The organism is Cellulophaga baltica 18 (genome assembly GCF_000468615.2).
GTDB lineage: Bacteria > Bacteroidota > Bacteroidia > Flavobacteriales > Flavobacteriaceae > Cellulophaga > Cellulophaga baltica.
Genome location: NZ_CP009976.1, coordinates 2,109,304 through 2,135,192 on the forward strand (window position 1 = coordinate 2,109,304; position 25,889 = coordinate 2,135,192).

Below are 25,889 nucleotides of genomic sequence, written 5' to 3' on the forward strand. Positions count from 1 at the left end.
AGTTTCATATAAAAACCTGTATTCTTTAAAGGGATACAGGTTTTTTTGTCAAAAATTATATAATTTAGGCAATAGTCAATAACTTAATTGGGTTAAAGAATGTTCTATTTTTTAGGTATCGCTTTGCAGATCTTCTGTGTTTACCATTGTTATACAAACCGCAATTCGTATTACTGGATTATGGCAATAATTTTTCTTCCAATCTTTGGGGCTTTGTCGTATCTAATTTTGAATGTGTTTACAAAGAGAGATTTAGATGTAGTTCAGGAAGGATTGACTTCGGTTATTAATCCAACAAAGAGGATTACGGATTTAGAAAAGAAGTTTAAATTTTCAAATACATTTAAAAATCAAGTAGCCCTTGCTGATGCGTATTTAGATCATGAAATGTATGAGAAAGCAGCAGAGAATTATGAGGGGTCATTAAAGGATGTTTTTGTCAACGATTATTATGTAATTTTAAAATTAATAAAAACAAATTACTTGTTAGGGGATTATGAGCAAGCCAAATCCTACGCCCAAAGAATTAAGGAGGATAGTAAATTTAGAAAGTCAGAAGGTTTATACTATTATAGTCTATCCATCGAAAAACTAGGGAACATCAACGAAGCCGAAATGTTGTTTGCTCAGTTCGATGCACCTTATTCTAATTATTTTGAACGCTTAGAATTGTCTAGGTTTTATATGCGAAATATGAAAAAATCAGAAGCTAAATTGCTGTTAAGCGAAATTTTGATGGAATCAGAAGGTATGTCAAGGCCAAATTATAAACAGCACAAGTCTGTGTTTAAAACAGCGAAAGAACTATTAAATAGTATTACATGATATTCCTTCATACGCATCCCTACACACCTTTTCTATTTCCAGAAGCCACAAAATTAATTGTAGGCACTTTACCGCCGCCAAGATTTACCACGGGAGATTTAAAAGAAGGAGATGTAAATTTTTGTTACGGAAGTAGAGACGGACAATTATGGCCTATTATAAATCGAATTTTTGATTTGGATTTGTTATTTGAAACCTCTGATGCTGCAGTAATACAACGAAAGGAGTTTTTAAAACGTGAAAAAATTGGTATTTGTGATATTGTTGCAAGTGCAGAACGTGTTAAGGTTGATGCTTCTGATTTAGGAATGCAAAACATACAATTGCGAAATGTTATTGGGTATCTAAAACAATACCCTACTATAAATACTTTATTATTTACAGGAGGTAATAGTAAAAATGGACCAGAATATTTTTTTAGAAAGCATTTAAAAGAGCAAAACATTCAGTTTGAAGTTTTATCTGATATTGTACCTCGCATCCATCAATTTCAATTAGGGGATAGGTATATAAAAACAGTATCCTTGACAGCGCCTTCTGGAGCAGCCAATAGAGCTGTGGGTGGTTTGGATGCTTATAAAATGATGAAAAGTAAAAACCCGGAATTCAATACTATTGATTTCCGGGTTTTACAGTATAGACAATTTTTAAAAAACGATATTTAAGGCATTGTTCTGTTTACGGTAATAGCATTTGACAAATCAAAACAACCTGCTAGGTCATTTGCATTCATCCCTACTTCGGCACCTGTTAATCCGTCTTCATAACGTAAATACCAGATTAAACATACGCCAACTCCTGCGCCATCAAAATCTACACCTTCCACAGCTTCTAAAGTAGGAGGCATTCCTAAGATATTTCCATCTGCATCTGTAATCACATAAGTACTTAATGATCCGCTAACATTCGTATTATCTAGAGTAATCCCAGATACAAAATCTGATGTCCCGTCAATAGTAAAGTTATAAGGACCGCCAGAAAGTACTCCTGCTTCAGTTTTGCTCCTTGTTACAGTTAACGCGTTAGAAAGGTCATAATCTCCTGCTAAATCATTTGCATTCATCCCTACTTCAGCTCCGGTAATAGTACCATTGTAACGTAAGTACCATATTAAGCAAACGCCAGCACCAGCTCCGTCAAAATCTACACCTTCAACAGCATCTAATGTTGGTGGTAATCCCAAGATATTTCCTTGATCATCCGTAATTACCCAAGTACTATTGTCACCAGAAGTATTTGCACTATCTAAAGAAATTCCTGAAACCATATCAGCAGTTCCATCAATACAAAAATCATAAGGACCTCCTGCAATTGTCCCTGCATTAGCTCCTTGTAATCTAGTTACTGTAACTGAATTTGAAAGACTAAAACAGCCATCTAGATCATTTGCGTTCATGCCTACTTCTGCACCTACTAAACCATCTTCGTAACGTAAATACCAAATTAAGCATACACCAGCGCCAGCGCCATCAAAATCAACACCTTCTACAGCTTCTAAGGTAGGAGGCATTCCTAAGATATTTCCATCTGCATCTGTAATTACATAGGTGCTATTACTACCACTAGCATCACTGCTATCTAAACTTAATCCGGTAACCATATCCGGTGTACCGTCTACAGTAAATTCATAAGGTCCACCAGTTAATACTCCTGCATTTGTTTTATTTCTAGTCACTTGTATAGAATTAGAAAGGTCAAATGTTCCATCTAAATTAGCCGTGTTCATTCCTACTTCTGCGCCTACTAAACCATCTTCGAAACGTAGATACCAGATAAAACATACTCCGGCTCCAGCATCGTCAAAATTCACACCTTCTACATCAGTCAATGTAGGTGGCAATCCTAAGATGTTTCCTTGGTCATCTGTAATAACCCATGTGCTATTTGCACCTATAGCATTGGAATCGTCTATAGTAATACCGCTTACCATATCTGCAACACCATCTACGCAAAAGGTAAAAGGGCCACCAGCAATAGTTCCAGCTGCTGGGATTATTTGTACTTCTTGATTGTCATCATCGTCATCGCAACTAGTAAATGCTAAGGCGAGAATCATACTTGTAATTAAATAGATTTTTTTCATTTTTCTGAACTTTTTAGGTTTATACAAATGAAGTGAACCTATTCGGTAATAAAATCACACCGAGTTAAACTTACTGTGATACTTTCGGGATATTTGTAATAGCCTTTGTAAGGCTCGCATAAAAAAAGCCCCAAATTCAAAATTGAATTTGGGGCTTTTGAAAACAAACTAAACAACTATTATTTTTTGTTTTGCTGATCTTTTATAGTGTCCTTTTCAATATCAAACGTGTTAGTAGTTTGATTTGTGTTCCCAGTAGGGTTTGTCGGATTGGTTTGTTCTACTTTTCTTTTAAGTCTCTTATCATCTATAATTCCCATAGTTTTTTCTTTTTTATGTTCAACTACAAGTTATAAAAAGGGATAGTAACTCTCCGTTAAGACTATTGTAAAGCTTTGTTAGTGCCTTGTTAAACTAGTGTATAACTATTCTAACGGAGTTGATAACAAGCTGTAAAAAGTACAAATACCGTAACCTATCTGACTTATTTTTAAATTTTCATTAGGGCTATGCTGATTGTTGTCTGGGTTGACCATAGGAACAATAAATGCAGGAATTTTTAATTCATTAATAAAAGGGGCTATAGGTACGGTACCACCCATAATACGTATTTGAACCACGTCTTCTTGAAATTGTTTTTGTAATGTATTTAGAATGAAGTTACCATAGGTATTGTTGAGGTCTGTTCTAAATGCATCGGTAACACCACTTTCTGTAATTTTAATAACACGGTCATGTTTAAGGCGTTCTTCTGTTGTAGGTTCCTTCGTGGTTACAAAATACCCTTGTGCTTCAATATGTTTTTTTACGAGAGATTTTAATCGAGTTCCGTCAGACTCCGGAACAAGACGCAAATCTAATTCTGCCGTAGCACTCTCAGGTATAATTGTTCTGGCTTCTTCACCCACCCATCCAGAAGACAAGCCTCTAATGTTTAAGGATGGATATTGTAATGCCTCTTGATAAAAAGAGCCTACTTTTTCAGGAGCTTTTATTTGTAAATTTTTATTGATGTTTGCAGCATCATCAGGAACATTTTTTAGAATAGCCATGGTTTCTTCATTAATGGTAATGCCATCATAATACCCATCTATAGTAACCTTACCATCTTTGTCTTTCATACTTGCTAATAATTCTGAAAGCTGAAAACCTGGGTTAGGAGCGTAGTTGCCATAATGCCCGCTATGTTGAGGTTTTATAGGACCGTATGTAGTAAGGCTCATTGTTGTTATTCCTCTACAACCATAAACAATTGTAGGTTTTCCAGAACTGTGAACGGGACCATCATTAATAACCAAAAAGTCGGCCTCTAATAATTCTCTATATTCTTTGACGGCATTAGGAAGTGGCTTACTGCCGTTTTCTTCTTCGCTATCTAAAATAATTTTGACATTAAAAGGAAGGGTCGCATTGTTCTTTTTTAACAAATCAAAAGCGTTTAGTAACAGAACAATCGGACCTTTGTCATCTGAAGTAGATCTACCAAATAAACGCCACTCCTCATTTAAATCAGTATTTAAATCTTCAAATAATTCATTTTTAAACGTATCGCCCTCTGGAGATTTTAAGACCACTTGATAGGGGTTTTTTTGATCCCATTTAGAGGCATCTACAGGCTGCCCGTCAAAATGCATGTAGAAAAGAATTGTTGGCTTGCCATCTATGATGGGAAGCGTCGCAAAAAATAAAGATTCTCCTGAAGTGGGTAGTACAGATGTATTGAACCCTCTTTCGGTAAATTTTTTCGTTAGCCAAGTTAAGTTTCTATTGATGTCTGCGTGATCACTAGCATTATTAGGGATGGAAACAAAATCTCTGATTTCATCAATGCTATGTCTAATTTGTGATTCTAATTGGGCTTTTTCTTGCGCGTTGATTGCTACACTTGCCATAGCTAAAAGGCAAATTATAATCTTCTTCATTCTCTAATTTTGATTTCTATTGAAAAGTAAGATTAAATGTATCGATTTTATATCAGAAAACAGCTTTATTTAACGTCCTGTTTCTTCCATAGCTTCACCACCATTAATCGTAGTAAAAGTAAAAAAGGAAAACCGTGTAAGAGTACATCAAACCAGTCCTGAAAATTCATTCCTGTAGCTCCGCCAGCAATCCATTTTAATTTACCCCAGAGATGTGGTTCTGGAAAAAACGGAGCTAAACCTAATGTAAAACATGCTAATAAGATTAGCTTCCAGCTGTTTAAAAATTCTTTCATGCTATTAGCTATCTAATTTCCTTCACAAACTCAGGAATAGTAGCTACGCCATGTTCTGTAAGATGCTTTATAAAGGCAGAGCCAATAATAGCACCTTTAGCGTGTGTTGTAGCTTGCTTAAAAGTACTTGAGTTATTAATCCCGAAACCTACTATCTGAGGATTTTTAAGGTTCATAGCAGCAATACGATTAAAATAGGTAGTTTGTTCTTCGCCAAAGCCAGACTTTGATCCTGTAACACTTGCGGTACTCACCATATAAATAAAGGCATCAGAAGCGGCATCAATTTGTAGAATGCGGGTATCACTTGTTTGCGGCGTAATTAAGAAGATATTTTTCAAATCATATTTCTTGAAAATAGCTTCATACTCGTCTTGATATACATCTAAGGGGAGATCGGGCATTATTAATCCATCAATTCCTATTTCTGCACATTTCTTACAAAAGGCTTCTACACCGTATTGCAACATCGGGTTAAAATAGCCCATTAAGATTAAGGGAATGGAAACCGACTTCCGGATGTCTTTCAATTGCTCAAAAAGAATATTTGTGGTCATCCCATTTTTCAATGCAGCTGTAGAACTGTTTTGAATAGTGGGTCCATCGGCCAGAGGATCGCTAAAAGGCAGTCCTATTTCAATCATATCAATACCACTGGCCTCTAAATCTTGAATCACTTTTACGGTATCATTTAAAGAAGGGTATCCTGCAGTAAAATATATAGACAAGAGTTTTTTATCCTCTTGCATTTTTTGATTTATTCTATTCATTGATACTATTTTTTTACAAATTGAAATATTTTATATAATTATCTAAATCTTTATCTCCACGACCAGATAAACTAATAACCACCACATCGTCTGGTTTAAAGGTTTTGTGTTTAAAGATGGCTAAAGCATGACTCGTTTCTATAGCAGGAATAATACCTTCTAATTGCGTTAATTCTAAGCCAGAATTCATAGCTTCATCATCTGTGGCAGAATAAAATTCTCCGCGACCAGATGTGTAGAGGTGAGCATGTAAGGGGCCTACTCCAGGGTAATCCAATCCCGCAGATATAGAATACGGTTCTGTAATTTGTCCGTCATTAGTTTGCATTAATAAAGTTTTACAACCATGGATGACACCTTCTTTTCCTAAAGCTGAAGTTGCAGCGCTTTCGCCAGAATTTACACCTTTACCCGCAGCTTCTACCGCAATAATACCAACTTCTGGTTCATGTAAAAAATGATAATATGTACCTGCAGCATTACTGCCGCCACCTATACAAGCTACAACATAATCAGGATTTTCGCGCCCTTCTTTTTCTTTTAATTGCCATTTTATTTCTTCAGAAATAATAGATTGAAAACGCGTGACCATATCAGGGTATGGGTGCGGACCTATAGCAGAACCAATAATATAATGGGTGTCTACGGGATTATTAATCCAATCACGAATTGCTTCGTTGGTAGCGTCTTTTAGGGTCCTACTGCCAGATAAAGCGGGCCTAACTTCTGCACCTAACATTTTCATACGTGCAACGTTGGGTGCTTGGCGTGCAATATCTATTTCCCCCATATATACCACGCATTTCATGCCCATTAATGCACAAACGGTAGCAGTTGCTACTCCGTGTTGCCCTGCGCCAGTTTCAGCAATAATCCTAGTTTTTTTAAGACGCTTAGCCATTAATATTTGGCCTATTGTATTATTTACTTTGTGAGCTCCAGTATGGTTCAGGTCTTCACGCTTTAAATATACTTTCGTATTGTATTTTTCAGAAAGGCGTTTAGCAAAATACAAAGGCGATGGTCTGCCGACGTAATCTTTTAATAGCTGATCAAATTCTTTTTTAAAGTCTGGTTCAGCCATTACTTTCAGATAGTTTTGGCGTAACTCTTCCACGTTTGGGTATAGCATTTCTGGGATGTATGCTCCGCCAAATTCTCCGTAGTATCCTTTTTCAGTTGCGTTATAATTCATAGGAATTAGTATTTAGTAAAAAATAAAAAGTATTCTCTTTTTTGTCGAAAAAGAAGCCTTAAGATTCCATTGTATTTTAGTTCTTTTTCAAATTTTTTATCAATTGTTCTAAGCGGTCTATGTCCTTAAGGCCAGGTGATGTCTCAAATTTGCTATTAACATCTATAGCATGGCAATATTTTGAAGCGGGTATCTTTAAAAAGGCTTCTAGTTTACTTATTTCTTCAAGACCAATACCGCCACTTAGAAAATAGGGTTTTTTAGAAGGGTAGTTATTTAAGACATCCCAATTAAAAGTATACCCGTTTCCTCCAGGAAGTTTTCCTTTGGTATCAAATAAAAAGAAATCTGCGACCTCTTCATAGGCTTCTAAAGTTTCAAAATTAAATTCGTCTTTGATAGAGAAAACTTTTATAATTTGGATGGTGTTAATTTTTGCTTTTAATGCTTTGCAAAATTCAGGAGATTCATGACCATGAAGCTGCACAGCTAATAACTTATAGTCTTCAACTTTGCGAGAAATTTCTTCGATAGTAGCATCAACAAATACCCCCACTTTTTTAATGTGATGTGGAATTGCTTCCAATGGGCCTTTAAAATTTCTTTTAGAAGGTTCCCAAAAGATAAATCCTAAATAATCAGGTTGCAACGCAGCAACATTAGCGGTATTAAATTTCATGCCGCAAATTTTTAACTTTAGATGATGATGCTCTAAAGTTGTCGGTGTGTTGTCTGATATGGTGTATTTATCTGCCGTCATTTCTATATTATTTCGCTTCTAATTGTTCAATAAATTTTTTGGCATGAGTTCCAGGAGCATCAGTTTTCATAAAATTTTCACCAATTAAAAAACCTTGGTATCCATAGTTTTTCAAATCTTGAATAGCAGCAATAGAACTAATTCCGCTTTCAGAAACTTTTACAAAATCATCAGGAATTAAGGTAGAAAGTGCTTTACTGGTTTCAAGACTTACGTCAAATGTTTTCAAGTTTCTATTGTTTACACCTAACATATCTAAACTTGGCATGATAGATTTCTGTAACTCTTCTTCGTTATGTACCTCTAATAGCACGTTTAGTTTTAAGCTTTTTGCAAACTCAGAAAGATTTTTAATTTCTTCTTTGGATAATATAGCAGCAATCAATAAAATTACATCTGCCCCGTATGCTTTTGCTTCTAAAAGTTGGTATTCATCAATGATAAATTCTTTACGCAGTAATGGAAACTTAGTAGCTGCTCTTGCAATGAGAAGATCATCTAGCGAACCACCAAAATATTTGGCATCGGTTAAAACAGACATGCCACACACTCCTGCGTCTTCATACCCCGTAGCAACGTCTTGCACATTTAAACTTTGATTAATTTCTGATTTAGAAGGCGATCTTCTTTTGTGTTCTGCAATAATGCCAGAGGCACTATTGCGTAAGACAATTGCTAGAGAATTTTCAGGTCTGTCAAATAAAACCGATTGCTCTAATTGCTTTATTGGAATTAAAGACTTTCTAAGGATTACCTCTTTGCGTTTGTCTATTACTATTTTATCTAATATGTTCATCTTATTCTTTATAAGGCGCTCAATGCTTGTAGTTTTTTTAAAGCGGCTAATCCTTTTCCGCTTACTAATGATTCTTTTGCTCTTTCAAAACCTTGCATAGGCGTTAAACGGTCAACCGTAGCAATGGCCATTCCGGCATTAGCACACACCACATTAATTTGAGCTTCTGTGCCTTTTCCTTGCAAAATATTTAAAAATATTTGAGCAGATGCTTCAATACTTTCTCCCCCTGCAATTTCTTGCATGGTAACAGCACGCACGCCAAAATCTGAAGGCTTAAGCATGCTTTCTGTAGTGTTAGATATAGTTTTTGTATTTCCGGTTAATGAAATTTCATCATACCCATCTAAGGCATGAAGTACAGTGAAGTTTTTATCGGTATTCTGATAAAGGTATCCATACATTCTAGCGAGTTCTAGATTAAAAACACCTACCATTTGGTTCTTTGGGAAGGCAGGATTTACCATAGGCCCTAACATATTGAAAAATGTTTTAACCGCTAGTTCTTTTCGGATGGGAGCTACATTTTTCATGGCTGGGTGAAATAGGGGAGCGTGTAAAACGCAAATTCCGGCCTCTTCAATACTTTTTTCTAAAAAACCAGCATCACTACTAAATTTGATGCCTAAAAATTCCATGACATTACTGCTTCCGCATTTTGAAGACACACCATAATTACCATGTTTGGTCACTTTAATACCAGCACCTGCAGTAACGAAAGAAGCTAGTGTAGAGATGTTAAAAGTATCTTTACCATCACCACCAGTACCGCATAAGTCTACTGGATTATAGGCAGATAAATCTACCGCTAAACAAAGCTCTAGCAAGGCATCACGAAAGCCTTCTAGTTCTTCTATAGTGACACTTCGCATCATATATACCGTTAAAAAAGCAGCAATCTGGCTGGTGTTGTAATCTCCTTTTGCAATGTTAACCAATACCTGCTTTGCATCTGCTTTAGACAGTACATCGTGGTTAATTAGTCTGTTTAATATATCTTTCATAATCGCCTCTTTACCGTTCCGAACTAGAACGGTTTTTAGTGTGTTATTACTTTATTTTTTGGTCCTCCTAAAATTATGTGTTTCTTTTCTAGCTTAAGATAATAACCAGTTCTGTAATATCTTTTTCCCGTCAGGAGTTAATACAGACTCTGGATGAAATTGTACTGCGGATACATCATATGTAGAATGGCGCAATGACATAATTTGTCCGTTTACATCAAAAGATGTAGCAATCAAAGAGTTGGGTAAATCTTTAGGGTTTACGACCCAAGAATGGTAGCGACCCACTTTTATTTCGGTCGGTAAATCTTTAAAAAGAGCATCTTCTTGTGTGATAGAAATAGGCGTAGCAATACCGTGGTATACCTGCTCAAGGTTAATTAATGATCCACCGAAGACTTCGGCTATCGCTTGTTGTCCTAAGCACACGCCAAAAATTTTCTTTGTAGGAGCGTAGGTTCTAATAATCTCTTTTAATAAACCTGCCTCTTCAGGGATTCCTGGCCCTGGAGAAAGAACAATGTATTCAAAAGCATCAACCTCTTCTAAAGAAAGTTGATCGTTTCTTTTTACAATCACTTCGCAATCTAGGTCTTCTAAGTAATGAACTAGATTATAGGTGAAGCTATCGTAATTATCTATAACTAAAATTTTCTTCATGATTATATGGTCTCAGCAATTTCAAGTGCTTTTGTTAAAGCACCAAGTTTATTATAGGTCTCTTGTAATTCGTCTTCAGGGTTAGAGGCAGCAACAATACCTGCTCCAGCTTGGTAATGTAAGTGATGGTTTTTACTAAGGAATGTCCTAATCATAATGGCATGATTAAAATTTCCGTTAAAATCCATAAAACCTATTGCACCGCCATAATAGCCTCTGCTTGTTTTTTCGTATTTTTCTATTAATTGCATGGCCATATGTTTTGGCGCACCACTCAGGGTACCTGCGGGAAAAGTATCTGCAACTACTTTCATTGTAGGGATGTCTTTTTTCTTTTGTCCCACGACTTTAGATACTAGATGAATAACATGCGAAAAGAATTGTACTTCGCGGTAGTTGGTTACTCTCACCATATTTCCATTACGACTCAAATCATTACGTGCTAAATCTACAAGCATTACATGCTCGCTATTTTCTTTGTCATCCTCCGTCAATTCTTTTGCGATAATCGCATCTTTTTCATCATCTCCGGTACGTTTAAATGTACCTGCAATAGGATGAATTTCTGCAGCACCATCTTTAACGACTAATTGTGCTTCGGGAGAACTTCCGAATATTTTAAAATCGCCATAATCAAAATAGAATAAGTACGGTGATGGATTAACAGAGCGTAGCGCTCTATATACATTAAATTCATCGCCTTTAAACCCTTGGGAAAAACGACGTGATAATACTAGTTGAAAAACATCTCCTCTTTGGCAGTGCTTTTTAGCAAGTTTTACATGTTCTTTAAAATCATCGTCTTCTAAATTTGAAGCAACTGCACCATCTAAGGTAAAGTTATAAGAAGCAAAATTCTTTACATTTAATATCTGCTCTATTTCAGATACGTTATTTTCAGACTCATAACAGTTAGAAAAAATATACGCTTCATTTTTAAAATGATTAATAGCGATGATATTTTTGTATACCGCATAGTAGATATCTGGGATAGCAACAGAGTTTTCTTTTTTAGAAACCTTTACATCCTCAAAGTACCGAACAGCATCATATGCCATATAACCAAAGAGGCCGTTGTCAATAAATTTAAAATCGTTCTCATCGGCAATAAATCGCTTGCTGTAATTTTCAATGATACTTACTACATCCGTAGAAGCATCAATAGCTATTTCTTCAACGTTACCATCTGGGAACTGCTGGGTGATAATTTCGTTTTCTACTTTAATAGACGCAATAGGATTGCAGCAGATATAAGAGAAACTGTTGTCATTAGCATGGTAATCACTTCCTTCTAGTAGTATACTGTTAGGAAAGCGATCGCGAATTTTTAGGTATACGCTTACTGGTGTAATGGTATCAGCAAGTATTTTTTTGTAATGGGTATGTAGTTTGTACGTCATCTTAATGCTATAAAATAAGTAAGGCTTGTCGTGATGACAAGCCTTATATAAATTGAATACAATGGTGCTATGCTCACGCGTTTTTTCGTAAGTTATTCCACCACCAAGTATTTACAGTTAAATTTTTCATTGACTCCAAAGATAGAAATCATTTTTAAGATTTCAAACAGCATTGTGTAAAAAAATAAACCCCATTATACGAATTAACAGTACAACGGGGTTTTGTTATTTTTTTTAGTGAATTAGAACTGTAAATCAACCACTAAGTCAAATTCATCATAAATAGCTTTATCCTTTAAAGTATCTGTGAAATTTGTAGAACCATAATGTATATCATAGTTAGTTCTATCTACTTTTAAAGTAGCTGTTGCTTTGCTACCGTATACAGAGATGTCAAAACTAACTGCTTTTGTAATGCCTTTAATCGTTAAATCTCCAGTAACATCATAAGAATTTTTGCCTGTTGCTTTTACGCTCGTAAAAACTAATTTTGATGTTGCGTAATTTTCAGTCCCAAAAAAGTCATCAGCTTTTAGGTGGCCTTCTAATTTTTCTTTTCCTTGACCAGCAGCTAAATCGCCAACCGTAATACTTGCCATATCTACAACAAACTCACCTCCTGTTAATTTATCACCGTCAAATAGAAGTTCTCCGGACTGCAAAGCAATCTTACCTTCATGAGATCCTGCAAATTTGTACCCTTTCCAAGTTACAGTACTTTCTGTTGTTTTAACGGTTTTCTTTTCACCATCTATTGGGTTTACTCCTGCTGTTGCAGCTGTTGCTATTACGATTGCAAATACGGCACTTAAAATATTTTTTTTCATGTTTTAAAAATTTAGTAATTAGTAATTGTTGTTTATATGTATTGAATTAATTTTTCTTTAGATTTTCTAACTTTTTTATAATGCTGTGTGTCATCATCTTCTGCTCGGTATCCAATGGTTACCAGTAAAGAAGTGTTTAAATTTTGAGCGTCTAAGCCTAAAATTTTATTGAACTCAGCAGGCTCAAAACCCTCCATAGGGCAAGTGTCAATTTTTAGATCAGCCGCAGCAGATAATACATTTCCTAGTGCAATATAAGTTTGTTTAGCTGCCCAGACAGCTTTAGTTTCATCAGATAAAGGCATTAGTTTAGATTTCATGAAATCTGAATACCCTGCTAATGCTTCAGAAGGGATACCTCTTATGTCACTTATATCTTGTAAATGAGTGTCTATTAATTCTTCATTAAAGGTGGTGTGGTGTACAAATGCTATTAAATAGGTAGCATCCGTAATTTGAGATTGTCCCCAAGCAAATGGTTTTAATTGTTCCCGTATAGCAGGATCTTCTATTACAAGTATTTTATACGGTTGTAGCCCATAAGAAGATGCTGTTAAGGATGCGGCTTCTAATATAGTTTCAAAATCTTCTTTTGAAACCTTTTTTGTAGCATCAAATTTTTTGGTGGCGTAACGCCAGTTTAAGTTGTCAATATAATTGTTCATGTGTTATTTTAAAATTTATCAAATAATTTGTTCAATACTATTAAGTCTTCGTTTGTAAATTTTTCAAGAATAGTCTCGTCTGCACTTTGCATTGCTTTATCCATTTGCAATAAAGCGTCTAAACCTGATTCCGTAATGTAGATCTCTACTTTTCTGCGGTTGCTTTCACAAGCAGTGCGTAATACATACCCTTTAGTTATTAGCTTATCAACAAGTCTAGTGGTATTACTCATTTTAGTAACCATACGATCATTAAGTGTGCTCAAATTGGCAGCTTTACCTTTTTGACCTCTTAAAATCCTTAAAACATTAAATTGCTGAAGCGAAACATCAAAAGGTTTTAGCTTATTGGTGGTAATCTCTGTTACCTTATTACTTACTAGATTTAAATGAATAAGAGTCCTTTGGCGTAAAGGAATTTCTTTTTCTGTTTTTATGATGGCTTCTACATTCATGTCTGTACAATAATTGTATATACAAATGTATGTTTATTTTCTGATGTAGTTATTAATTATTTGTTAATTTAATTTGAGGGATTTTTTAAAATTATGGATACATCAGCTAGTGATAGTTAAAGGATAGATGCCTTGATAATGAAAAGGTATACTATTTTATTTTAGAAGCTAAGATTTCTAATAAGCATAATTGTCAAACTCGTAAATGCTAATCTATAAACCAAGTGTAAGGTTTTATTTAAATAATGCACTATTTTTGGAGAACTTAAAAAACATAAAGAAATGGCAGATTTATCACAAGAAGAATGGGTAGAGCAACTAAATAATGATGACAATGCTTTTATTTTAGATGTGCGTACACCTGAAGAAGTAGAAGGCGGTTACATTCCAGAAGCTACAAATATAGATATTCATTTAGGGCAAGGTTTTTTGGATGAGATTGAAAAACTAGACAAAAATAAAAGTTATTATGTGTATTGTCGTTCTGGAGCAAGAAGCGGACAAGCATGTGCTATCATGAATAGTGTAGGATTTGAAAATGCTTATAATTTATTAGGTGGTTTCATGAATTGGGAAGGCGAGGTTGCTGAGTAAATCTTATAGAATTACCTAGAATCTTATTTTATATAAAGGAAAGATCGTACTGCTGATTATATGAGTAGTACGGTCTTTTTTGCTTTTATTTACTATCTTATGCCTTGTTAATGATATGATTACATGCGCGAAGATTTTTTGCATTTTATATGGAAACATAAGAAACTTCCAATAACCAACTTGGTAAGTACGAGTGGGGAGGCTATTGAAATAGTTCAAGTAGGAACTCATAATCATCTTGCAGGTCCAGATTTTTTTAATGCCCAAATTAGAATAGGAAGTCAATTATGGGCCGGCAATGTCGAGATACATATAAAATCGTCTGATTGGTATGCACATAACCACGAACAAGATGAGAACTATGATACGGTTATTTTGCATGTAGTATGGGAAGATGATGCTACAGTTCATAGAAAAGATAATATTCCAATACCAACTTTAGCACTTAAAACTTATTTATCTCCAAAATTGATTAAAGCTTATGAGGCGCTATTTTCAAAAAGTGGAAAACGTTTTATTAACTGTGAAAAGCAAATTACGGGTTTAGATAGTTTTGTTTTAAAAAACTGGTTAGACAGGATGTATTTTGAGCGATTAGAAGAAAAATCGGCCTTAATTCTAAGTCTTTTAAAAAAGTCTAAGAATAATTGGGAAGAAGTACTGTTTGTGCTGTTGTTAAAAAATTTCGGATTAAAAATAAATGGAGATGCCTTTTTGAGTCTGGCTCAAAGTGTAGATTTCACTTCTGTACGTAAAATAGGAGCAGATACCTTGCAATTGGAAAGTTTGCTATTTGGTCATGCAGGCCTATTAGACGAAAACAATACAGATCTTTATTTTAAGGAATTAAAAGATGAATATCAGTATGTGAAGCATAAATTTAAATGTGAGGAGTCAAATGCAGTAAGGCCTGCATTTTTTAAATTGAGACCACCCAATTTTCCAACAATTAGATTATCACAATTTTCAAATTTGTATGCAGGGCAAAATAATTTATTTAGTCGGCTTATAGATGCCGCTTCCATAGAAGAACTTTACGGTATATTCAACGTATCGGCCAGTGAGTATTGGGATACCCATTATACATTTGCAAAAGAATCTAAAAAAAGTAAAAAGAAACTTACTAAGAAATTTATAGATCTTTTAATTATAAATACGATATTGCCACTTAAGTTCTGTCATGCGCAATACCATGGAAAAGAGATTGAAAGTAATTTAATACCTATTATATTAGGTATCAAAAAAGAAGACAATTCGATTATAGAAACTTTTAATAATCTTAAAATCTCGGCTCATAATGCTATGGAAAGTCAGTCTCTACTGCAATTATATACTAATTATTGTGTGAAAAATAAATGCTTGCAATGTGAAGTAGGTAATAGTTTATTAAAAGGAAATGACTAATTTTAACAGATGAATTTCTTATATCAATTATTATACTTTTTTCAAAAACATGGTTTTGAAGTATGTAGGCGTATTGCGGAACGTTTAGGGATTCGTATTCGTGTAGTGAGAACATCTTTTATTTATTTAACCTTTGTAACCCTTGGTTTTGGTTTCGCCTTATATTTATTTGTAGCCTTTTGGTTAAAAATTAAAGATTTAATATACACCAAGAGAACGTCAGTCTTTGATCTGTAACCTATGCTTAGACTTTTTAGATCTAAAATATATTTAGCAATATTTTTAATGACAGCTGTGTTGCTGTTTGGAATACTAGGATATCGTTATATTTCAAATTATGATTGGGTAGATGCTATTTACATGACCATAATTACGGTAACCACCGTAGGGTTTTCTGAAGTACGACCATTGGATGCGCAATCTAAATTTTTTACCATATCATTAATTGTTTCGAGCGTTTTTATATTTGCCTTTGCGATTTCGGTAATAACCGAATATGTTTTAGGTAGAAATTCGCTTCAAATATTAAAAAAGAAAAAAGTGAAATCTAAAATTAATAGTCTTACAGATCATGTTATTGTTTGTGGTTACGGCAGAAATGGTACGCAAGCAGCAGAACGTTTAAAAGCTTATAAGCGCCCGTTTGTAATTATAGAAAAGGATAAAGAAATTATTGAACGTTTTGAAGAAAATATACTTTTTATTGAAGGCGATGCCAATGACGATGAAATATTGATGGAAGCGGGAATAGACCGCGCAAAGTTTTTAATTACTGCTTTGCCGGATGATGCTACCAATTTATTTGTAGTGCTATCTTCAAGACAATTAAATAAAGATCTTTTTATCATCAGTAGAGCCTCTTTATTAAATTCTCAAAAGAAATTAATGTTGGCTGGGGCTAATAAAGTGATTATGCCAGATAAAATTGGTGGGGATCATATGGCCTCTTTGGTGGTGATGCCAGATTTAATCACTTTTATGGACAAGCTTTCTGTGGAAGGTGGGCATACCACTAACTTAGAAGAGGTTTCTATAGAAGATTTTACAGATCAAATGGAATGTAATTCGCTTCGTGATCTTGATCTAAGAAGAAAAACAGGCTGTACAATTATAGGGTATATATCGCCAGAAGGCGACTATATAATTAATCCTGAAGCAGATTTGCAACTGCAGCCAAAAAGTAAGGTAATTGTATTAGGAAGGCCGGAGCAAATCAGAAAACTGAACGAAATGTTTCATATCGTTTAAAGAGATTTAAATAATATTCCTTGATTGCGTTGTTTTTTTTTAAGATATTGCTGACGACTAGACTAATTATAAAACAAATTTACATATTATGAAGTATAGACTTCTTACGCTGTTTGCATTAATGGCGCCTATTTTTACCTTTTCTCAAGAGGTAGTGGAAAAAGGATTAGATGAAAAAATTGATGAAGCATTTAAGCCTATTTCCGATTTCTTTTCCGCAGTAATTTTCTTCAATGTTTGGCAAGACCCAGATATTCCCTTTGTTTTAGTTTTATTAGTAGCAAGTGCTTTGTTTTTTACAATCTATTTTGGATTTCCTAATGTTAGGTTTTTTGGAAAAGCAATTAATACCGTAAGAGGTAAATATGAAGATATTGAAAAGCATGGTGCCAAAGAATTATATGGTGAAGATGGTATTGCACAAGGTCAAGATTTATCTAATGTAGATATAGAAGAGCATTTAGTAGGCTTAGAAGATGATTTAGCTGTAAACGGTGATATTATAGATACGATTAGAGATGAAAGTTCAGACGGAGAAGTAAGTCACTTTCAGGCACTTGCAACAGCAGTATCTGGTACTGTTGGTAATGGTAACATTGCCGGGGTGGCATTAGCAATTGCGTTAGGTGGTCCTGGGGCTACATTTTGGATGATTGTCTGCGGTCTTTTAGGGATGTCTACAAAATTTGTAGAATGTACATTGGGAGTTCAGTATCGTGATGTCGGAGAAGATGGAACGGTTTACGGAGGTCCTATGTATTATTTGAGCAAAGGATTAAAGGAAAGAGGATTCCAAAAATTAGGTAAAGTTGCTGCGGTAATTTTTGCTATCTTCTGTATTGGAGGTTCTTTTGGTGGCGGTAACGCTGCGCAATCTAACCAAGCAACTATTGTATTAAAAGAATTATTTAACTGGCAGAGTACAGCGGCCGGTGCTATTGTTGGTTTAGGGCTTGCAATATTAGTAGGTATTATCATTATCGGAGGTATTAAGAGAATTGCGCAGGTAACGGAAAAAGTAGTTCCTTTTATGGCTATTATGTATGTAGTTGCCTGTTTGTATATCATTTTTGCTAATTTCAATTTAATTGATGATGCGGTTGCTTTAATCGTTACAGAAGCATTTAATCCAAAAGCCATTGGTGTTGGTGGGGTAATTGGTGTTTTGTTAGTCGGGTTTAAAAGAGCAGCATTCTCTAATGAAGCAGGTGCAGGTTCTGCGTCTATTGCTCACTCTGCAGTAAGAACAAAATATTCAGCAAGTGAAGGTTTAGTAGCTTTACTAGAACCTTTTATAGATACCGTGTTAATTTGTACCATGACGGCTTTAGTAATTGTTATCTTCAATTTTGGCGGATATTTTGAATATGGTTTAGATGTAAGTACAGATGGTAGTGGTGCGGTTCAGATAGGGGCAGATGTTGTTCAAGGAGCTGGTATTACCGCTAAAGCTTTTGCGGCTTACATTCCTTACTCTAATGTTTTCTTAACAATAGCAGTAGTATTGTTTGCAGTTTCTACTATGATTTCTTGGTCTTATTACGGACTACAATCTTGGAAGTTTTTATTCGGTAGAGGTAAAGCGGCAGATTTAACCTATAAATTTTTATTCTTAACATTTGTAGTAATTGGTGCTGCTGCAAGTATGGGGTCTATTTGGGCATTCTCAGATGCAATGATTTTTGCAATGGTTTTCCCTAATATGGTAGGATTATTTTTCCTTTTCCCAGTAGTTAAAAAGCAACTTAAAAGATATCTTGATGCTATTAAGTTAAAGTATGATGCTATAGATAACTAAATAGTATTCTTATGAATTCATTTAAATCCCACTTCAAGTTCTCAAAACAAGAACGAAGTGGGATTTTCTTTTTACTTCTCATTATTGTCATACTTCAAGTGGGGTATGTGATATATTCTAAGGTAGCAAGTCGTAATTCAGCAAAGCTTTTAAAGGTTGATGACGCCACGCAAGCTCAAATAGATGCACTTAAGGAAACTGCAAACCAAAAGGATCGTCTTATTATTTATCCCTTTAACCCTAATTACATTACAGATTATAAAGGATACACTTTAGGGATGTCCGTCTTAGAAATTGATCGGTTACATCAGTTTAGGGCTGCAAATAAATTTATCAATTCTGTTCAAGATTTTCAACATGTAACCATGGTGTCAGATTCTTTATTGAATAAAATTTCACCTTATTTTAAATTTCCGGATTGGGTTAAAAAAGCTAAGGATCAAATCAAGGTAATGGTGGGTGATCTTGAAGGAAATCTTACATCAGGGGCTATAACGGTAAAAGATATCAACACAGTTACGGCGATCGAGTTACAAGAGGTGAATGGAGTGGGTGAAAAGCTTTCTGCTCGCATTGTAAAATTTAGAGATAGATTGGGAGGTTTTGTAGATGATGTACAAGTGTCAGAAGTCTATGGTTTAGAGCCTGCTGTAGTGCAAAGAATAACAAAGAAGTTTAAAGTGTTAGCTCCACCAGAAATAAGTAAGATCAATATTAATACTGCTTCGGCCTCAGAAATGGCGCAATTAGTTTATTTAAGTTATGCAGTTTCTAAGGCTATTGTTTTATATCGTGAAGAAAATAAGGGTATTCATTCTTTTGAGGAATTAAAAAATATAGAGGGTTTTCCTTCCGAAAAAATCAGTAGAATATCTTTATATTTGTTATTGTAAAAAAAAGCTATGGAAAGTGCCATTATTTGCCCGTCAGATGAATGGTATTTTCATCTTAAAAATTAATTTTCAAAAAAAATATATAGATGAAAAGTATGTACTTCACAGAAGAGCATCAGTTGTTTAGGGAAAGTCTCAAAAATTTTTTAAAGAAAGAAGTTGTTCCTCATATTGAGAAATGGGAGAGTACGGGTACTATAGAACGTTTTATTTGGGCTAAGTTTGGTGAAATGGGCTATTTCGGTCTAGCTACACCAGAAAAAGATGGTGGTTTAGAATTGGATTTATTTTATACCGTTATTCTTCTTGAAGAACTTCAAAAAATTAATTCAGGAGGCTTCGCTGCTGCAATGTGGGCACACGCTTATCTTGCCATGACACATTTAAATAAAGAAGCAGATGATCAATTAAAAAAAGAATATTTGACGCCTAGTGTGTTAGGGGAAAAAATAGGTTGCTTGTGTATTTCAGAACCCTTTGGTGGTAGTGATGTTGCGGGGATGCGAACTACGGCAGAAAAGAAAGGCGATACCTATGTTATCAACGGGTCAAAAACATTTATAACCAATGGGGTCTACTGTGATTATATGATTGTTGCGGCAAAAACTAGTCCTGAGTTAGGAAACAAAGGAATAAGTATTTTTTTAGTGGATAAAAAAGTACCAGGGATCACGGCGACAAAATTAAATAAATTAGGCTGGCGTGCATCAGACACCGGAGAGATTGCTTTTGATAATGTAACTATTCCTGCAGCAAATTTAATGGGAGAAGAAGGAAAGGGTTTTTCATATATTATGGAGCACTTTGCTTTAGAGCGTTTGGTTATGGGGATTAATGCTCATGCTAGGGCAGAATATGCATTAGATTACACGTTACAATACATGTCAGAAAGACAAGCCTTCGGTAAATCTATTAATAAATATCAGGCCTTACGTCATCGTTTTGTAGAGTTGCAGGCAGATATGGAAATGTGCCGTGAGTATAATTATTTGGTAGCTTACAGGTTAAATAAAGGAGAGTACGTGGTTAAAGAGGCTACCATTTCTAAATTAAAGTCCACTAAAATGGCAGATGTGGTCATCTATGACTGTTTACAATTTTTAGGAGGCTATGGTTATATGGAAGATTATCCGTTGGCGAGGTTGCTTCGTGATAGCCGATTAGGGCCAATTGGCGGAGGAACTTCTGAGATCTTAAAAGAAATCTTAGCCAAGATTATTATAGATAAAAAGGAATATAAGACTACGAAGGTAGAATAGTATTGTTTTTATAGTGTTGATTTTCAGTACTATAGTTTTAATTTTGTGGATTTCTCTGAGGATGGGTTGCTAGTTAGAGAATAGTTTATATATTTGCAGCCTTAATCACTAAAGAGAGGAGGTTGTAGCCCATGTTAATTATACCGATAAAAGAAGGAGAAAACATAGATAGAGCATTGAAGCGTTTCAAGCGTAAGTTCGATAGAACTGGAACAATGCGTCAATTAAGAAAGCGTCAGCAGTTTACGAAGCCATCAGTGGCACGTAGAGCGCAGATTCAGAAAGCGCATTATATTCAAGGCTTGAGAGATCAAGAAGAGATTTAATAGCTCTATGTTTATAATATAGTAAAGCCTTGCAATTTATTGCAAGGCTTTTTTTATTGCAAGGCTTTTTTTATTGCCTATTTTAAGAACATAGGTGTCTTAAACTTTTTGTAATTTTGAGATATGTCTGAAGCAGCATTTATTGCGTACCTAGCTCTTGAGAAAAAGTATTCTTTGAATACTTTAAAGGCTTATGAAAATGATCTTGCGGAATTTTCTTTGTTTTGTAAGGCAGAATGCCCTAAAGAGGTTATTGATCATGTCTCTTATGCAATTATTAGAAATTGGATTGTAGCTTTGGTTGATGCTAAAATTGCAAACCGTACCATTAATAGAAAAATTTCTTCCCTAAAGGCGTATTACAAGTTTTTGTTAAAGACCGAAACTATTGCTGTTAATCCTTTGGCTAAACATAAAGCCTTGAAAACAGCTAAAAAAATCGAGATCCCGTTTTCAGAAGCGGAAATGCAGCAGGTGTTAAATGCGTTGTCATTTTCGGATGATTTTGAAGGACTAAGGGATAAATTAATTATTGAGCTTTTGTATGCTACGGGGATAAGGCGTATAGAGTTGGTTATGATGCGGCTTTCCAATGTTGATTTGCAGCAGAAGACTATTAAAGTTTTAGGGAAAAGAAATAAAGAACGCATCATTCCTTTGATAGATTCTTTGGTAGTGTTGTTTCAAGAGTATTTTAATAGCAGAAAGGCGGTAGTAATAAATGAATCTGATGATTTTGTATTTCTATTAAAATCTGGAAGTAAGATTTATGAAACATTAGTTTATAGGATTATAAATCATTATTTCAGTTTAGTGTCAAGTAAGGTAAAGAAGAGTCCGCATATACTGCGTCATACCTTTGCAACACATTTGCTAAATAAGGGGGCGGATTTAAATTCTGTCAAAGAATTGTTAGGACATGCTAGTTTGGCTTCTACCCAGGTGTATACTCATAATAGTATTGCGGAGTTGAAAAAAGTACATTTAAGATCCCACCCAAGGAATAAGAATTAATTTCGGTATCACTTTTTTTTAATTTTTGGTTGCTTATTTTTTTAGGAGGCAAAACCAATTTTTTGCAAACGGAAAAGTTTAACACGTGTATAATTGTATTAATTCTTTCTCAATGTGGATGAAATAAATTTAATTAGTGTAATAATTTTTTAATTTATTCAAATAGCTAGTTGAAAGTATTAAAAGTGAGCTTTAGATAGAATTAAATTATATGGATTAAATTGTATCTGCCTAAAAATGAATTTATTGTAATTGGGAAGTGTGGGTCTTTGGAGGAGGTGTTTAATGTGGCTTGTGTGTTGTTGTGAGGGCTCTTAATAAGGGGGAGTGAAAAAAAATGAAAAAAAAATGAAAATTTTCTTGAAAAATATTTTGAATAACTAAAAATATATCTACATTTGCAGTCCGTTAGAAAAGCGGGCTTTTTTTAAGCCAAAAAAAGTAATAAAAAGCCGATGTAGCTCAGCTGGCTAGAGCAGCTGATTTGTAATCAGCAGGTCGTGGGTTCGAGTCCCTCTATCGGCTCTTAAGTTCTTTAAAATAATGGTTTGGGGAGATACTCAAGCGGCCAACGAGGGCAGACTGTAAATCTGCTGACTACGTCTTCGCAGGTTCGAATCCTGCTCTCCCCACTTTAAAGAATTTTTTTAAAGGTATTAAGGGTAATTTGCAAAAATTGTTCTTAAATTTGAAATGTTGAAATATTGTTAATCTGTGAGATTAGCAAAATAATTGCGAGAGTAGCTCAGTTGGTAGAGCGTCAGCCTTCCAAGCTGAATGTCGCCGGTTCGAACCCGGTCTCTCGCTCTAATAAAACCTTGAGTTTAAAAGGTTGTTTTTTTTGGGTTTTGATCTTCTTTTTTAGTATTTGGATTGTGAACTCGGATAGGCCGGTGTAGCTCAGGGGTAGAGCGTTTCCTTGGTAAGGAAGAGGTCATGAGTTCAAATCTCATCATTGGCTCAAATAAGACATAAATTGTACACTAATATAAACTAAGATTAAAATTCAATAAACATGGCTAAGGCAACATTTGATCGTTCTAAACCGCACTTAAATATCGGTACTATTGGACACGTAGATCACGGTAAAACTACATTGACTGCCGCTATTACAACAGTTTTAGCAAACGCAGGATTGTCTGAATTGAGAAGTTTTGACTCAATTGATAATGCACCAGAAGAAAAAGAAAGAGGAATCACTATTAATACATCTCACGTAGAATATTCTACAGCTAACCGTCACTATGCTCACGTTGACTGTCCAGGTCACGCGGATTACGTAAAGAACATGGTAACTGGTGCTGCTCAGATGGATGGTGCTATTCTTGTTGTTGCTGCTACAGATGGTCCAATGCCACAAACACGTGAGCATATCCTTTTAGGTCGCCAGGTTGGTATTCCTAGAATGGTTGTATTCATGAACAAAGTGGATATGGTTGATGATGAGGAATTATTAGAGCTTGTTGAAATGGAAGTTAGAGAATTACTTTCTTTCTATGAGTATGATGGTGATAATGGTCCTGTTATAGCAGGTTCTGCTTTAGGAGCTTTAAATGGTGAGCAAAAATGGGTTGATACAGTTATGTCTTTAATGGAAGCTGTTGATTCTTGGATTGAATTACCAAAGAGAGATGTTGAGAAAGATTTCTTAATGCCAGTTGAAGATGTGTTTACAATTACTGGTCGTGGTACTGTTGCTACTGGTCGTATTGAAACTGGAGTAGCTAACACTGGTGATCCTGTTGAGATTATTGGTATGGGTGCTGAGAAGTTAAATTCTACAGTAACTGGAGTAGAGATGTTCCGTAAGATATTAGATAGAGGTGAAGCTGGAGATAACGTAGGTCTTTTGTTGAGAGGTATTGAAAAATCTCAAATCAAAAGAGGTATGGTAATCTGTAAGCCAGGTTCTGTTAAGCCACACGCTAAATTTAAGGCTGAGGTTTACGTTCTTAAAAAAGAAGAAGGTGGTCGTCACACACCATTCCATAATAACTACCGTCCTCAGTTCTACGTAAGAACAACTGATGTTACAGGAACAATTAATCTTCCTGAAGGTGTTGAAATGGTTATGCCAGGTGATAACCTTACTATTAATGTTGAATTATTATCTCCAATTGCCTTGAGTGTTGGTTTACGTTTCGCTATCCGTGAAGGTGGTAGAACTGTAGGTGCAGGTCAGGTAACTGAGATTACTGATTAATTCATTACAGTATAGTATATAGAAAAGTATTTTCATCAAGGGTGTCCGTTACTAACGGATACCTTTCGATGTAAATATATACGGGTGTAGCTCAGTTGGTAGAGCACTGGTCTCCAAAACCAGGTGTCGGGAGTTCGAGTCTCTCCTCCCGTGCGATTAAAGAAAGGTTATTAAGCGAGAAATTGGTTAGGACCTATAGAATTATAAAAGTAAATCTTTCGCAGCATGTTAACATATATCAAGGAATCCGTAGAAGAACTTAGAACCAATATAACATTACCTTCAAAAGCTGAGGCTTCAAATTTGATGGTAATTGTTGCTGTTTTTTCTATTTTGTTTGCTTTGGCAACTTGGGGTGTAGATAGTCTTTTTAGTGAATTGATTCAAATTTATTTTGATAAATTAATAAATTAAGAAAACACCTATGTCAGAAGTATTGGATAAGAAGTGGTATGTAGTTAGGGCTGTAAGTGGTCAGGAAAACAAGATTAAGGGTTACATCGAATCAGAGGTAGCTCGTTTGGGTTTTGGTGATTACTTAGATGAGGTTTTAGTACCTACTGAAAAGGTAATTCAAATCCGTAATGGGAAGAAAGTAAATAAAGAAAGAGTTTACTTTCCTGGATACATTATGGTAAAAGCTAACCTAGGAGGTGAAGTTGCGCATATTATACGTTCTATAACTAATGTAATCGGTTTTTTAGGGGAAACTAAAGGAGGGGATCCTGTTCCATTGAGAAAAACTGAAGTAAATAGAATGTTAGGTAAAGTTGATGAGTTAACGGTTACAACAGATAATGTTGCTATTCCATATGTAATGGGAGAAACGGTTAAAGTTATTGATGGTCCTTTTAATGGGTTTAACGGAACTGTTGAGAAGGTTAACGAAGAGAAGCGTAAGCTAGAAGTTATGGTGAAGATTTTCGGAAGAAAAACTCCATTAGAGCTAAGTTATATGCAAGTTGAAAAAGTATAAATTTAGAACTGTTACATAAAAATTGTGTTGCTTCCAATTGACACAATTTAATTTAATTTAAGACAATGGCAAAAGAAATTAGTAAAGTAGTTAAACTACAAGTTAGGGGAGGTGCAGCGAATCCGTCGCCACCGGTTGGACCCGCTTTAGGTGCTGCCGGTGTTAACATCATGGAGTTCTGTAAGCAATTTAATGCACGTACGCAGGACAAACAAGGTAAAGTTTTACCTGTTGCTATCACCGTATACAAGGATAAGTCGTTTGACTTCGTTGTAAAGACACCGCCGGCGGCAGTTCAGCTTATGGAAGCGGCTAAGATTAAAAAAGGATCAGGTGAACCTAACCGAGTTAAAAACGGAAACGTATCTTGGGATCAAATTAAGACTATCGCTGAAGATAAGATGGTAGATCTTAATGCATTTACAGTTGAATCAGCGATGAGTATGGTTGCTGGAACTGCAAGATCTATGGGTTTAAAGGTTTCAGGAACAAGACCTTTTTAATATCTTAAAAGCA

The 25,889-nt window shown here is 35.0% G+C and carries 29 protein-coding genes and 5 tRNA genes; 20 read left to right on the forward strand and 14 right to left on the reverse strand.

Going from position 1 to position 25,889, the window contains the following annotated elements:
- Positions 1 to 180 precede the first annotated feature (180 nt).
- Positions 181 to 825, forward strand: a complete 645-nt coding sequence (locus tag M666_RS09035; protein WP_029446973.1) for a hypothetical protein — start codon at positions 181 to 183, stop codon at positions 823 to 825.
- Positions 822 to 1,490: a uracil-DNA glycosylase family protein gene (locus M666_RS09040; RefSeq protein WP_034660242.1), complete on the forward strand. Its 669-nt coding sequence runs from the start codon at positions 822 to 824 to the stop codon at positions 1,488 to 1,490. The genes M666_RS09035 and M666_RS09040 overlap by 4 nt, the downstream gene beginning before the upstream one ends.
- Here the strand turns inward: M666_RS09040 and M666_RS09045 are convergent.
- From M666_RS09045 to M666_RS09105, 14 genes are all read right to left on the reverse strand, one after another.
- The gene (locus M666_RS09045) at positions 1,487 to 2,908 is read right to left on the reverse strand and encodes a hypothetical protein (RefSeq protein WP_029446971.1); all 1,422 of its coding nucleotides are present in this window, start codon (positions 2,906 to 2,908) and stop codon (positions 1,487 to 1,489) included. The genes M666_RS09040 and M666_RS09045 overlap by 4 nt on opposite strands.
- Positions 2,909 to 3,087: 179 nt before the next feature.
- Positions 3,088 to 3,228, reverse strand: coding sequence for a hypothetical protein (locus M666_RS20540; RefSeq protein WP_173399846.1), 141 nt, complete (start codon positions 3,226 to 3,228; stop codon positions 3,088 to 3,090).
- 105 nt (positions 3,229 to 3,333) lie between these two features.
- Positions 3,334 to 4,830 carry a M20/M25/M40 family metallo-hydrolase gene (locus M666_RS09050; protein WP_029446970.1) on the reverse strand — a complete coding sequence of 499 codons (1,497 nt, stop codon included), beginning with the start codon at positions 4,828 to 4,830 and terminating at the stop codon, positions 3,334 to 3,336.
- A gap of 65 nt (positions 4,831 to 4,895) precedes the next feature.
- Entirely contained in the window at positions 4,896 to 5,126 is a 231-nt protein-coding gene (locus M666_RS09055; protein WP_025615763.1) for a hypothetical protein, read from the reverse strand.
- A gap of 8 nt (positions 5,127 to 5,134) precedes the next feature.
- A complete protein-coding gene (trpA, locus tag M666_RS09060; RefSeq protein ID WP_029446969.1) occupies positions 5,135 to 5,896 on the reverse strand; it encodes a tryptophan synthase subunit alpha in 762 nt (253 codons plus the stop codon).
- Between the two features lie 13 nt (positions 5,897 to 5,909).
- Entirely contained in the window at positions 5,910 to 7,091 is a 1,182-nt protein-coding gene (gene trpB, locus M666_RS09065) for a tryptophan synthase subunit beta (protein WP_024481581.1), read from the reverse strand.
- A gap of 76 nt (positions 7,092 to 7,167) precedes the next feature.
- A complete protein-coding gene (locus M666_RS09070; RefSeq protein WP_052206650.1) occupies positions 7,168 to 7,851 on the reverse strand; it encodes a phosphoribosylanthranilate isomerase in 684 nt (227 codons plus the stop codon).
- Between the two features lie 7 nt (positions 7,852 to 7,858).
- On the reverse strand, positions 7,859 to 8,647 hold the full coding sequence (gene trpC / locus M666_RS09075) for an indole-3-glycerol phosphate synthase TrpC (protein WP_029446967.1): 789 nt from the start codon (positions 8,645 to 8,647) through the stop codon (positions 7,859 to 7,861).
- Positions 8,648 to 8,655: 8 nt separating this feature from the next.
- Entirely contained in the window at positions 8,656 to 9,651 is a 996-nt protein-coding gene (gene trpD, locus M666_RS09080; RefSeq protein ID WP_025615759.1) for an anthranilate phosphoribosyltransferase, read from the reverse strand.
- Positions 9,652 to 9,744: 93 nt separating this feature from the next.
- Positions 9,745 to 10,311 carry an anthranilate synthase component II gene (locus M666_RS09085; RefSeq protein ID WP_029446966.1) on the reverse strand — a complete coding sequence of 189 codons (567 nt, stop codon included), beginning with the start codon at positions 10,309 to 10,311 and terminating at the stop codon, positions 9,745 to 9,747.
- Between the two features lie 2 nt (positions 10,312 to 10,313).
- A complete protein-coding gene (locus M666_RS09090) occupies positions 10,314 to 11,711 on the reverse strand; it encodes an anthranilate synthase component I family protein (protein ID WP_029446965.1) in 1,398 nt (465 codons plus the stop codon).
- Between the two features lie 242 nt (positions 11,712 to 11,953).
- Complete coding sequence (locus M666_RS09095; RefSeq protein ID WP_024481575.1) at positions 11,954 to 12,538, reverse strand: YceI family protein; 585 nt, start codon at positions 12,536 to 12,538, stop codon at positions 11,954 to 11,956.
- A gap of 32 nt (positions 12,539 to 12,570) precedes the next feature.
- Positions 12,571 to 13,203, reverse strand: a complete 633-nt coding sequence (locus M666_RS09100) for an NAD(P)H-dependent oxidoreductase (RefSeq protein WP_029446964.1) — start codon at positions 13,201 to 13,203, stop codon at positions 12,571 to 12,573.
- Between the two features lie 8 nt (positions 13,204 to 13,211).
- The gene (locus M666_RS09105) at positions 13,212 to 13,658 is read right to left on the reverse strand and encodes a MarR family winged helix-turn-helix transcriptional regulator (protein ID WP_025615754.1); all 447 of its coding nucleotides are present in this window, start codon (positions 13,656 to 13,658) and stop codon (positions 13,212 to 13,214) included.
- Between the two features lie 282 nt (positions 13,659 to 13,940).
- Between M666_RS09105 and M666_RS09110 the strand changes: the two genes are divergently transcribed.
- From M666_RS09110 to rplK, 18 genes are all read left to right on the forward strand, one after another.
- A complete protein-coding gene (locus M666_RS09110) occupies positions 13,941 to 14,252 on the forward strand; it encodes a rhodanese-like domain-containing protein (RefSeq protein WP_029446963.1) in 312 nt (103 codons plus the stop codon).
- A gap of 123 nt (positions 14,253 to 14,375) precedes the next feature.
- Positions 14,376 to 15,656 carry a DUF2851 family protein gene (locus M666_RS09115; RefSeq protein WP_029446962.1) on the forward strand — a complete coding sequence of 427 codons (1,281 nt, stop codon included), beginning with the start codon at positions 14,376 to 14,378 and terminating at the stop codon, positions 15,654 to 15,656.
- 9 nt (positions 15,657 to 15,665) lie between these two features.
- Positions 15,666 to 15,893, forward strand: a complete 228-nt coding sequence (locus M666_RS09120; RefSeq protein WP_025615752.1) for a PspC family transcriptional regulator — start codon at positions 15,666 to 15,668, stop codon at positions 15,891 to 15,893.
- 3 nt (positions 15,894 to 15,896) lie between these two features.
- The gene (locus M666_RS09125; RefSeq protein ID WP_024481568.1) at positions 15,897 to 16,904 is read left to right on the forward strand and encodes a potassium channel family protein; all 1,008 of its coding nucleotides are present in this window, start codon (positions 15,897 to 15,899) and stop codon (positions 16,902 to 16,904) included.
- A gap of 88 nt (positions 16,905 to 16,992) precedes the next feature.
- Positions 16,993 to 18,702, forward strand: a complete 1,710-nt coding sequence (locus tag M666_RS09130) for an alanine/glycine:cation symporter family protein (protein ID WP_029446961.1) — start codon at positions 16,993 to 16,995, stop codon at positions 18,700 to 18,702.
- 11 nt (positions 18,703 to 18,713) lie between these two features.
- Positions 18,714 to 19,595, forward strand: a complete 882-nt coding sequence (locus M666_RS09135; protein ID WP_029446960.1) for a ComEA family DNA-binding protein — start codon at positions 18,714 to 18,716, stop codon at positions 19,593 to 19,595.
- A gap of 86 nt (positions 19,596 to 19,681) precedes the next feature.
- Positions 19,682 to 20,854, forward strand: a complete 1,173-nt coding sequence (locus tag M666_RS09140; RefSeq protein ID WP_029446959.1) for an acyl-CoA dehydrogenase family protein — start codon at positions 19,682 to 19,684, stop codon at positions 20,852 to 20,854.
- Between the two features lie 131 nt (positions 20,855 to 20,985).
- Entirely contained in the window at positions 20,986 to 21,180 is a 195-nt protein-coding gene (gene rpsU, locus M666_RS09145) for a 30S ribosomal protein S21 (RefSeq protein ID WP_013551133.1), read from the forward strand.
- A 123-nt stretch (positions 21,181 to 21,303) separates the two neighbouring features.
- Positions 21,304 to 22,194 carry a tyrosine-type recombinase/integrase gene (locus M666_RS09150; protein WP_029446958.1) on the forward strand — a complete coding sequence of 297 codons (891 nt, stop codon included), beginning with the start codon at positions 21,304 to 21,306 and terminating at the stop codon, positions 22,192 to 22,194.
- Positions 22,195 to 22,645: 451 nt separating this feature from the next.
- A tRNA-Thr gene (locus M666_RS09155) sits at positions 22,646 to 22,719 on the forward strand.
- 25 nt (positions 22,720 to 22,744) lie between these two features.
- Positions 22,745 to 22,826: transfer RNA gene (locus M666_RS09160), tRNA-Tyr, on the forward strand.
- Between the two features lie 102 nt (positions 22,827 to 22,928).
- A tRNA-Gly gene (locus M666_RS09165) sits at positions 22,929 to 23,001 on the forward strand.
- An 82-nt stretch (positions 23,002 to 23,083) separates the two neighbouring features.
- A tRNA-Thr gene (locus M666_RS09170) sits at positions 23,084 to 23,155 on the forward strand.
- 54 nt (positions 23,156 to 23,209) lie between these two features.
- On the forward strand, positions 23,210 to 24,397 hold the full coding sequence (gene tuf / locus M666_RS09175) for an elongation factor Tu (protein ID WP_029446957.1): 1,188 nt from the start codon (positions 23,210 to 23,212) through the stop codon (positions 24,395 to 24,397).
- Positions 24,398 to 24,477: 80 nt separating this feature from the next.
- Positions 24,478 to 24,550, forward strand: a tRNA-Trp gene (locus tag M666_RS09180).
- 72 nt (positions 24,551 to 24,622) lie between these two features.
- Complete coding sequence (gene secE, locus M666_RS09185; RefSeq protein WP_024481562.1) at positions 24,623 to 24,811, forward strand: preprotein translocase subunit SecE; 189 nt, start codon at positions 24,623 to 24,625, stop codon at positions 24,809 to 24,811.
- 10 nt (positions 24,812 to 24,821) lie between these two features.
- Positions 24,822 to 25,373 (forward strand): transcription termination/antitermination protein NusG, encoded by a 552-nt coding sequence (gene nusG / locus M666_RS09190; protein WP_024481561.1) that lies wholly within the window; start codon positions 24,822 to 24,824, stop codon positions 25,371 to 25,373.
- Between the two features lie 65 nt (positions 25,374 to 25,438).
- The gene (gene rplK, locus M666_RS09195) at positions 25,439 to 25,876 is read left to right on the forward strand and encodes a 50S ribosomal protein L11 (RefSeq protein ID WP_024481560.1); all 438 of its coding nucleotides are present in this window, start codon (positions 25,439 to 25,441) and stop codon (positions 25,874 to 25,876) included.
- Positions 25,877 to 25,889: the final 13 nt, after the last annotated feature.

What these genes read in the sequence shown, in the direction of transcription:
- M666_RS09035 (WP_029446973.1), top strand. Translation starts at nt 181, where the DNA reads ATGGCAATAATTTTTCTTCCAATCTTTGGGGCTTTGTCGTATCTAATT.
- M666_RS09040 (WP_034660242.1), top strand. Translation starts at nt 822, where the DNA reads ATGATATTCCTTCATACGCATCCCTACACACCTTTTCTATTTCCAGAA.
- M666_RS09045 (WP_029446971.1), bottom strand. Translation starts at nt 2,908, where the DNA reads ATGAAAAAAATCTATTTAATTACAAGTATGATTCTCGCCTTAGCATTT.
- M666_RS20540 (WP_173399846.1), bottom strand. Translation starts at nt 3,228, where the DNA reads ATGGGAATTATAGATGATAAGAGACTTAAAAGAAAAGTAGAACAAACC.
- M666_RS09050 (WP_029446970.1), bottom strand. Translation starts at nt 4,830, where the DNA reads ATGAAGAAGATTATAATTTGCCTTTTAGCTATGGCAAGTGTAGCAATC.
- M666_RS09055 (WP_025615763.1), bottom strand. Translation starts at nt 5,126, where the DNA reads ATGAAAGAATTTTTAAACAGCTGGAAGCTAATCTTATTAGCATGTTTT.
- trpA (WP_029446969.1), bottom strand. Translation starts at nt 5,896, where the DNA reads ATGAATAGAATAAATCAAAAAATGCAAGAGGATAAAAAACTCTTGTCT.
- trpB (WP_024481581.1), bottom strand. Translation starts at nt 7,091, where the DNA reads ATGAATTATAACGCAACTGAAAAAGGATACTACGGAGAATTTGGCGGA.
- M666_RS09070 (WP_052206650.1), bottom strand. Translation starts at nt 7,851, where the DNA reads ATGACGGCAGATAAATACACCATATCAGACAACACACCGACAACTTTA.
- trpC (WP_029446967.1), bottom strand. Translation starts at nt 8,647, where the DNA reads ATGAACATATTAGATAAAATAGTAATAGACAAACGCAAAGAGGTAATC.
- trpD (WP_025615759.1), bottom strand. Translation starts at nt 9,651, where the DNA reads ATGAAAGATATATTAAACAGACTAATTAACCACGATGTACTGTCTAAA.
- M666_RS09085 (WP_029446966.1), bottom strand. Translation starts at nt 10,311, where the DNA reads ATGAAGAAAATTTTAGTTATAGATAATTACGATAGCTTCACCTATAAT.
- M666_RS09090 (WP_029446965.1), bottom strand. Translation starts at nt 11,711, where the DNA reads ATGACGTACAAACTACATACCCATTACAAAAAAATACTTGCTGATACC.
- M666_RS09095 (WP_024481575.1), bottom strand. Translation starts at nt 12,538, where the DNA reads ATGAAAAAAAATATTTTAAGTGCCGTATTTGCAATCGTAATAGCAACA.
- M666_RS09100 (WP_029446964.1), bottom strand. Translation starts at nt 13,203, where the DNA reads ATGAACAATTATATTGACAACTTAAACTGGCGTTACGCCACCAAAAAA.
- M666_RS09105 (WP_025615754.1), bottom strand. Translation starts at nt 13,658, where the DNA reads ATGAATGTAGAAGCCATCATAAAAACAGAAAAAGAAATTCCTTTACGC.
- M666_RS09110 (WP_029446963.1), top strand. Translation starts at nt 13,941, where the DNA reads ATGGCAGATTTATCACAAGAAGAATGGGTAGAGCAACTAAATAATGAT.
- M666_RS09115 (WP_029446962.1), top strand. Translation starts at nt 14,376, where the DNA reads ATGCGCGAAGATTTTTTGCATTTTATATGGAAACATAAGAAACTTCCA.
- M666_RS09120 (WP_025615752.1), top strand. Translation starts at nt 15,666, where the DNA reads ATGAATTTCTTATATCAATTATTATACTTTTTTCAAAAACATGGTTTT.
- M666_RS09125 (WP_024481568.1), top strand. Translation starts at nt 15,897, where the DNA reads ATGCTTAGACTTTTTAGATCTAAAATATATTTAGCAATATTTTTAATG.
- M666_RS09130 (WP_029446961.1), top strand. Translation starts at nt 16,993, where the DNA reads ATGAAGTATAGACTTCTTACGCTGTTTGCATTAATGGCGCCTATTTTT.
- M666_RS09135 (WP_029446960.1), top strand. Translation starts at nt 18,714, where the DNA reads ATGAATTCATTTAAATCCCACTTCAAGTTCTCAAAACAAGAACGAAGT.
- M666_RS09140 (WP_029446959.1), top strand. Translation starts at nt 19,682, where the DNA reads ATGAAAAGTATGTACTTCACAGAAGAGCATCAGTTGTTTAGGGAAAGT.
- rpsU (WP_013551133.1), top strand. Translation starts at nt 20,986, where the DNA reads ATGTTAATTATACCGATAAAAGAAGGAGAAAACATAGATAGAGCATTG.
- M666_RS09150 (WP_029446958.1), top strand. Translation starts at nt 21,304, where the DNA reads ATGTCTGAAGCAGCATTTATTGCGTACCTAGCTCTTGAGAAAAAGTAT.
- tuf (WP_029446957.1), top strand. Translation starts at nt 23,210, where the DNA reads ATGGCTAAGGCAACATTTGATCGTTCTAAACCGCACTTAAATATCGGT.
- secE (WP_024481562.1), top strand. Translation starts at nt 24,623, where the DNA reads ATGTTAACATATATCAAGGAATCCGTAGAAGAACTTAGAACCAATATA.
- nusG (WP_024481561.1), top strand. Translation starts at nt 24,822, where the DNA reads ATGTCAGAAGTATTGGATAAGAAGTGGTATGTAGTTAGGGCTGTAAGT.
- rplK (WP_024481560.1), top strand. Translation starts at nt 25,439, where the DNA reads ATGGCAAAAGAAATTAGTAAAGTAGTTAAACTACAAGTTAGGGGAGGT.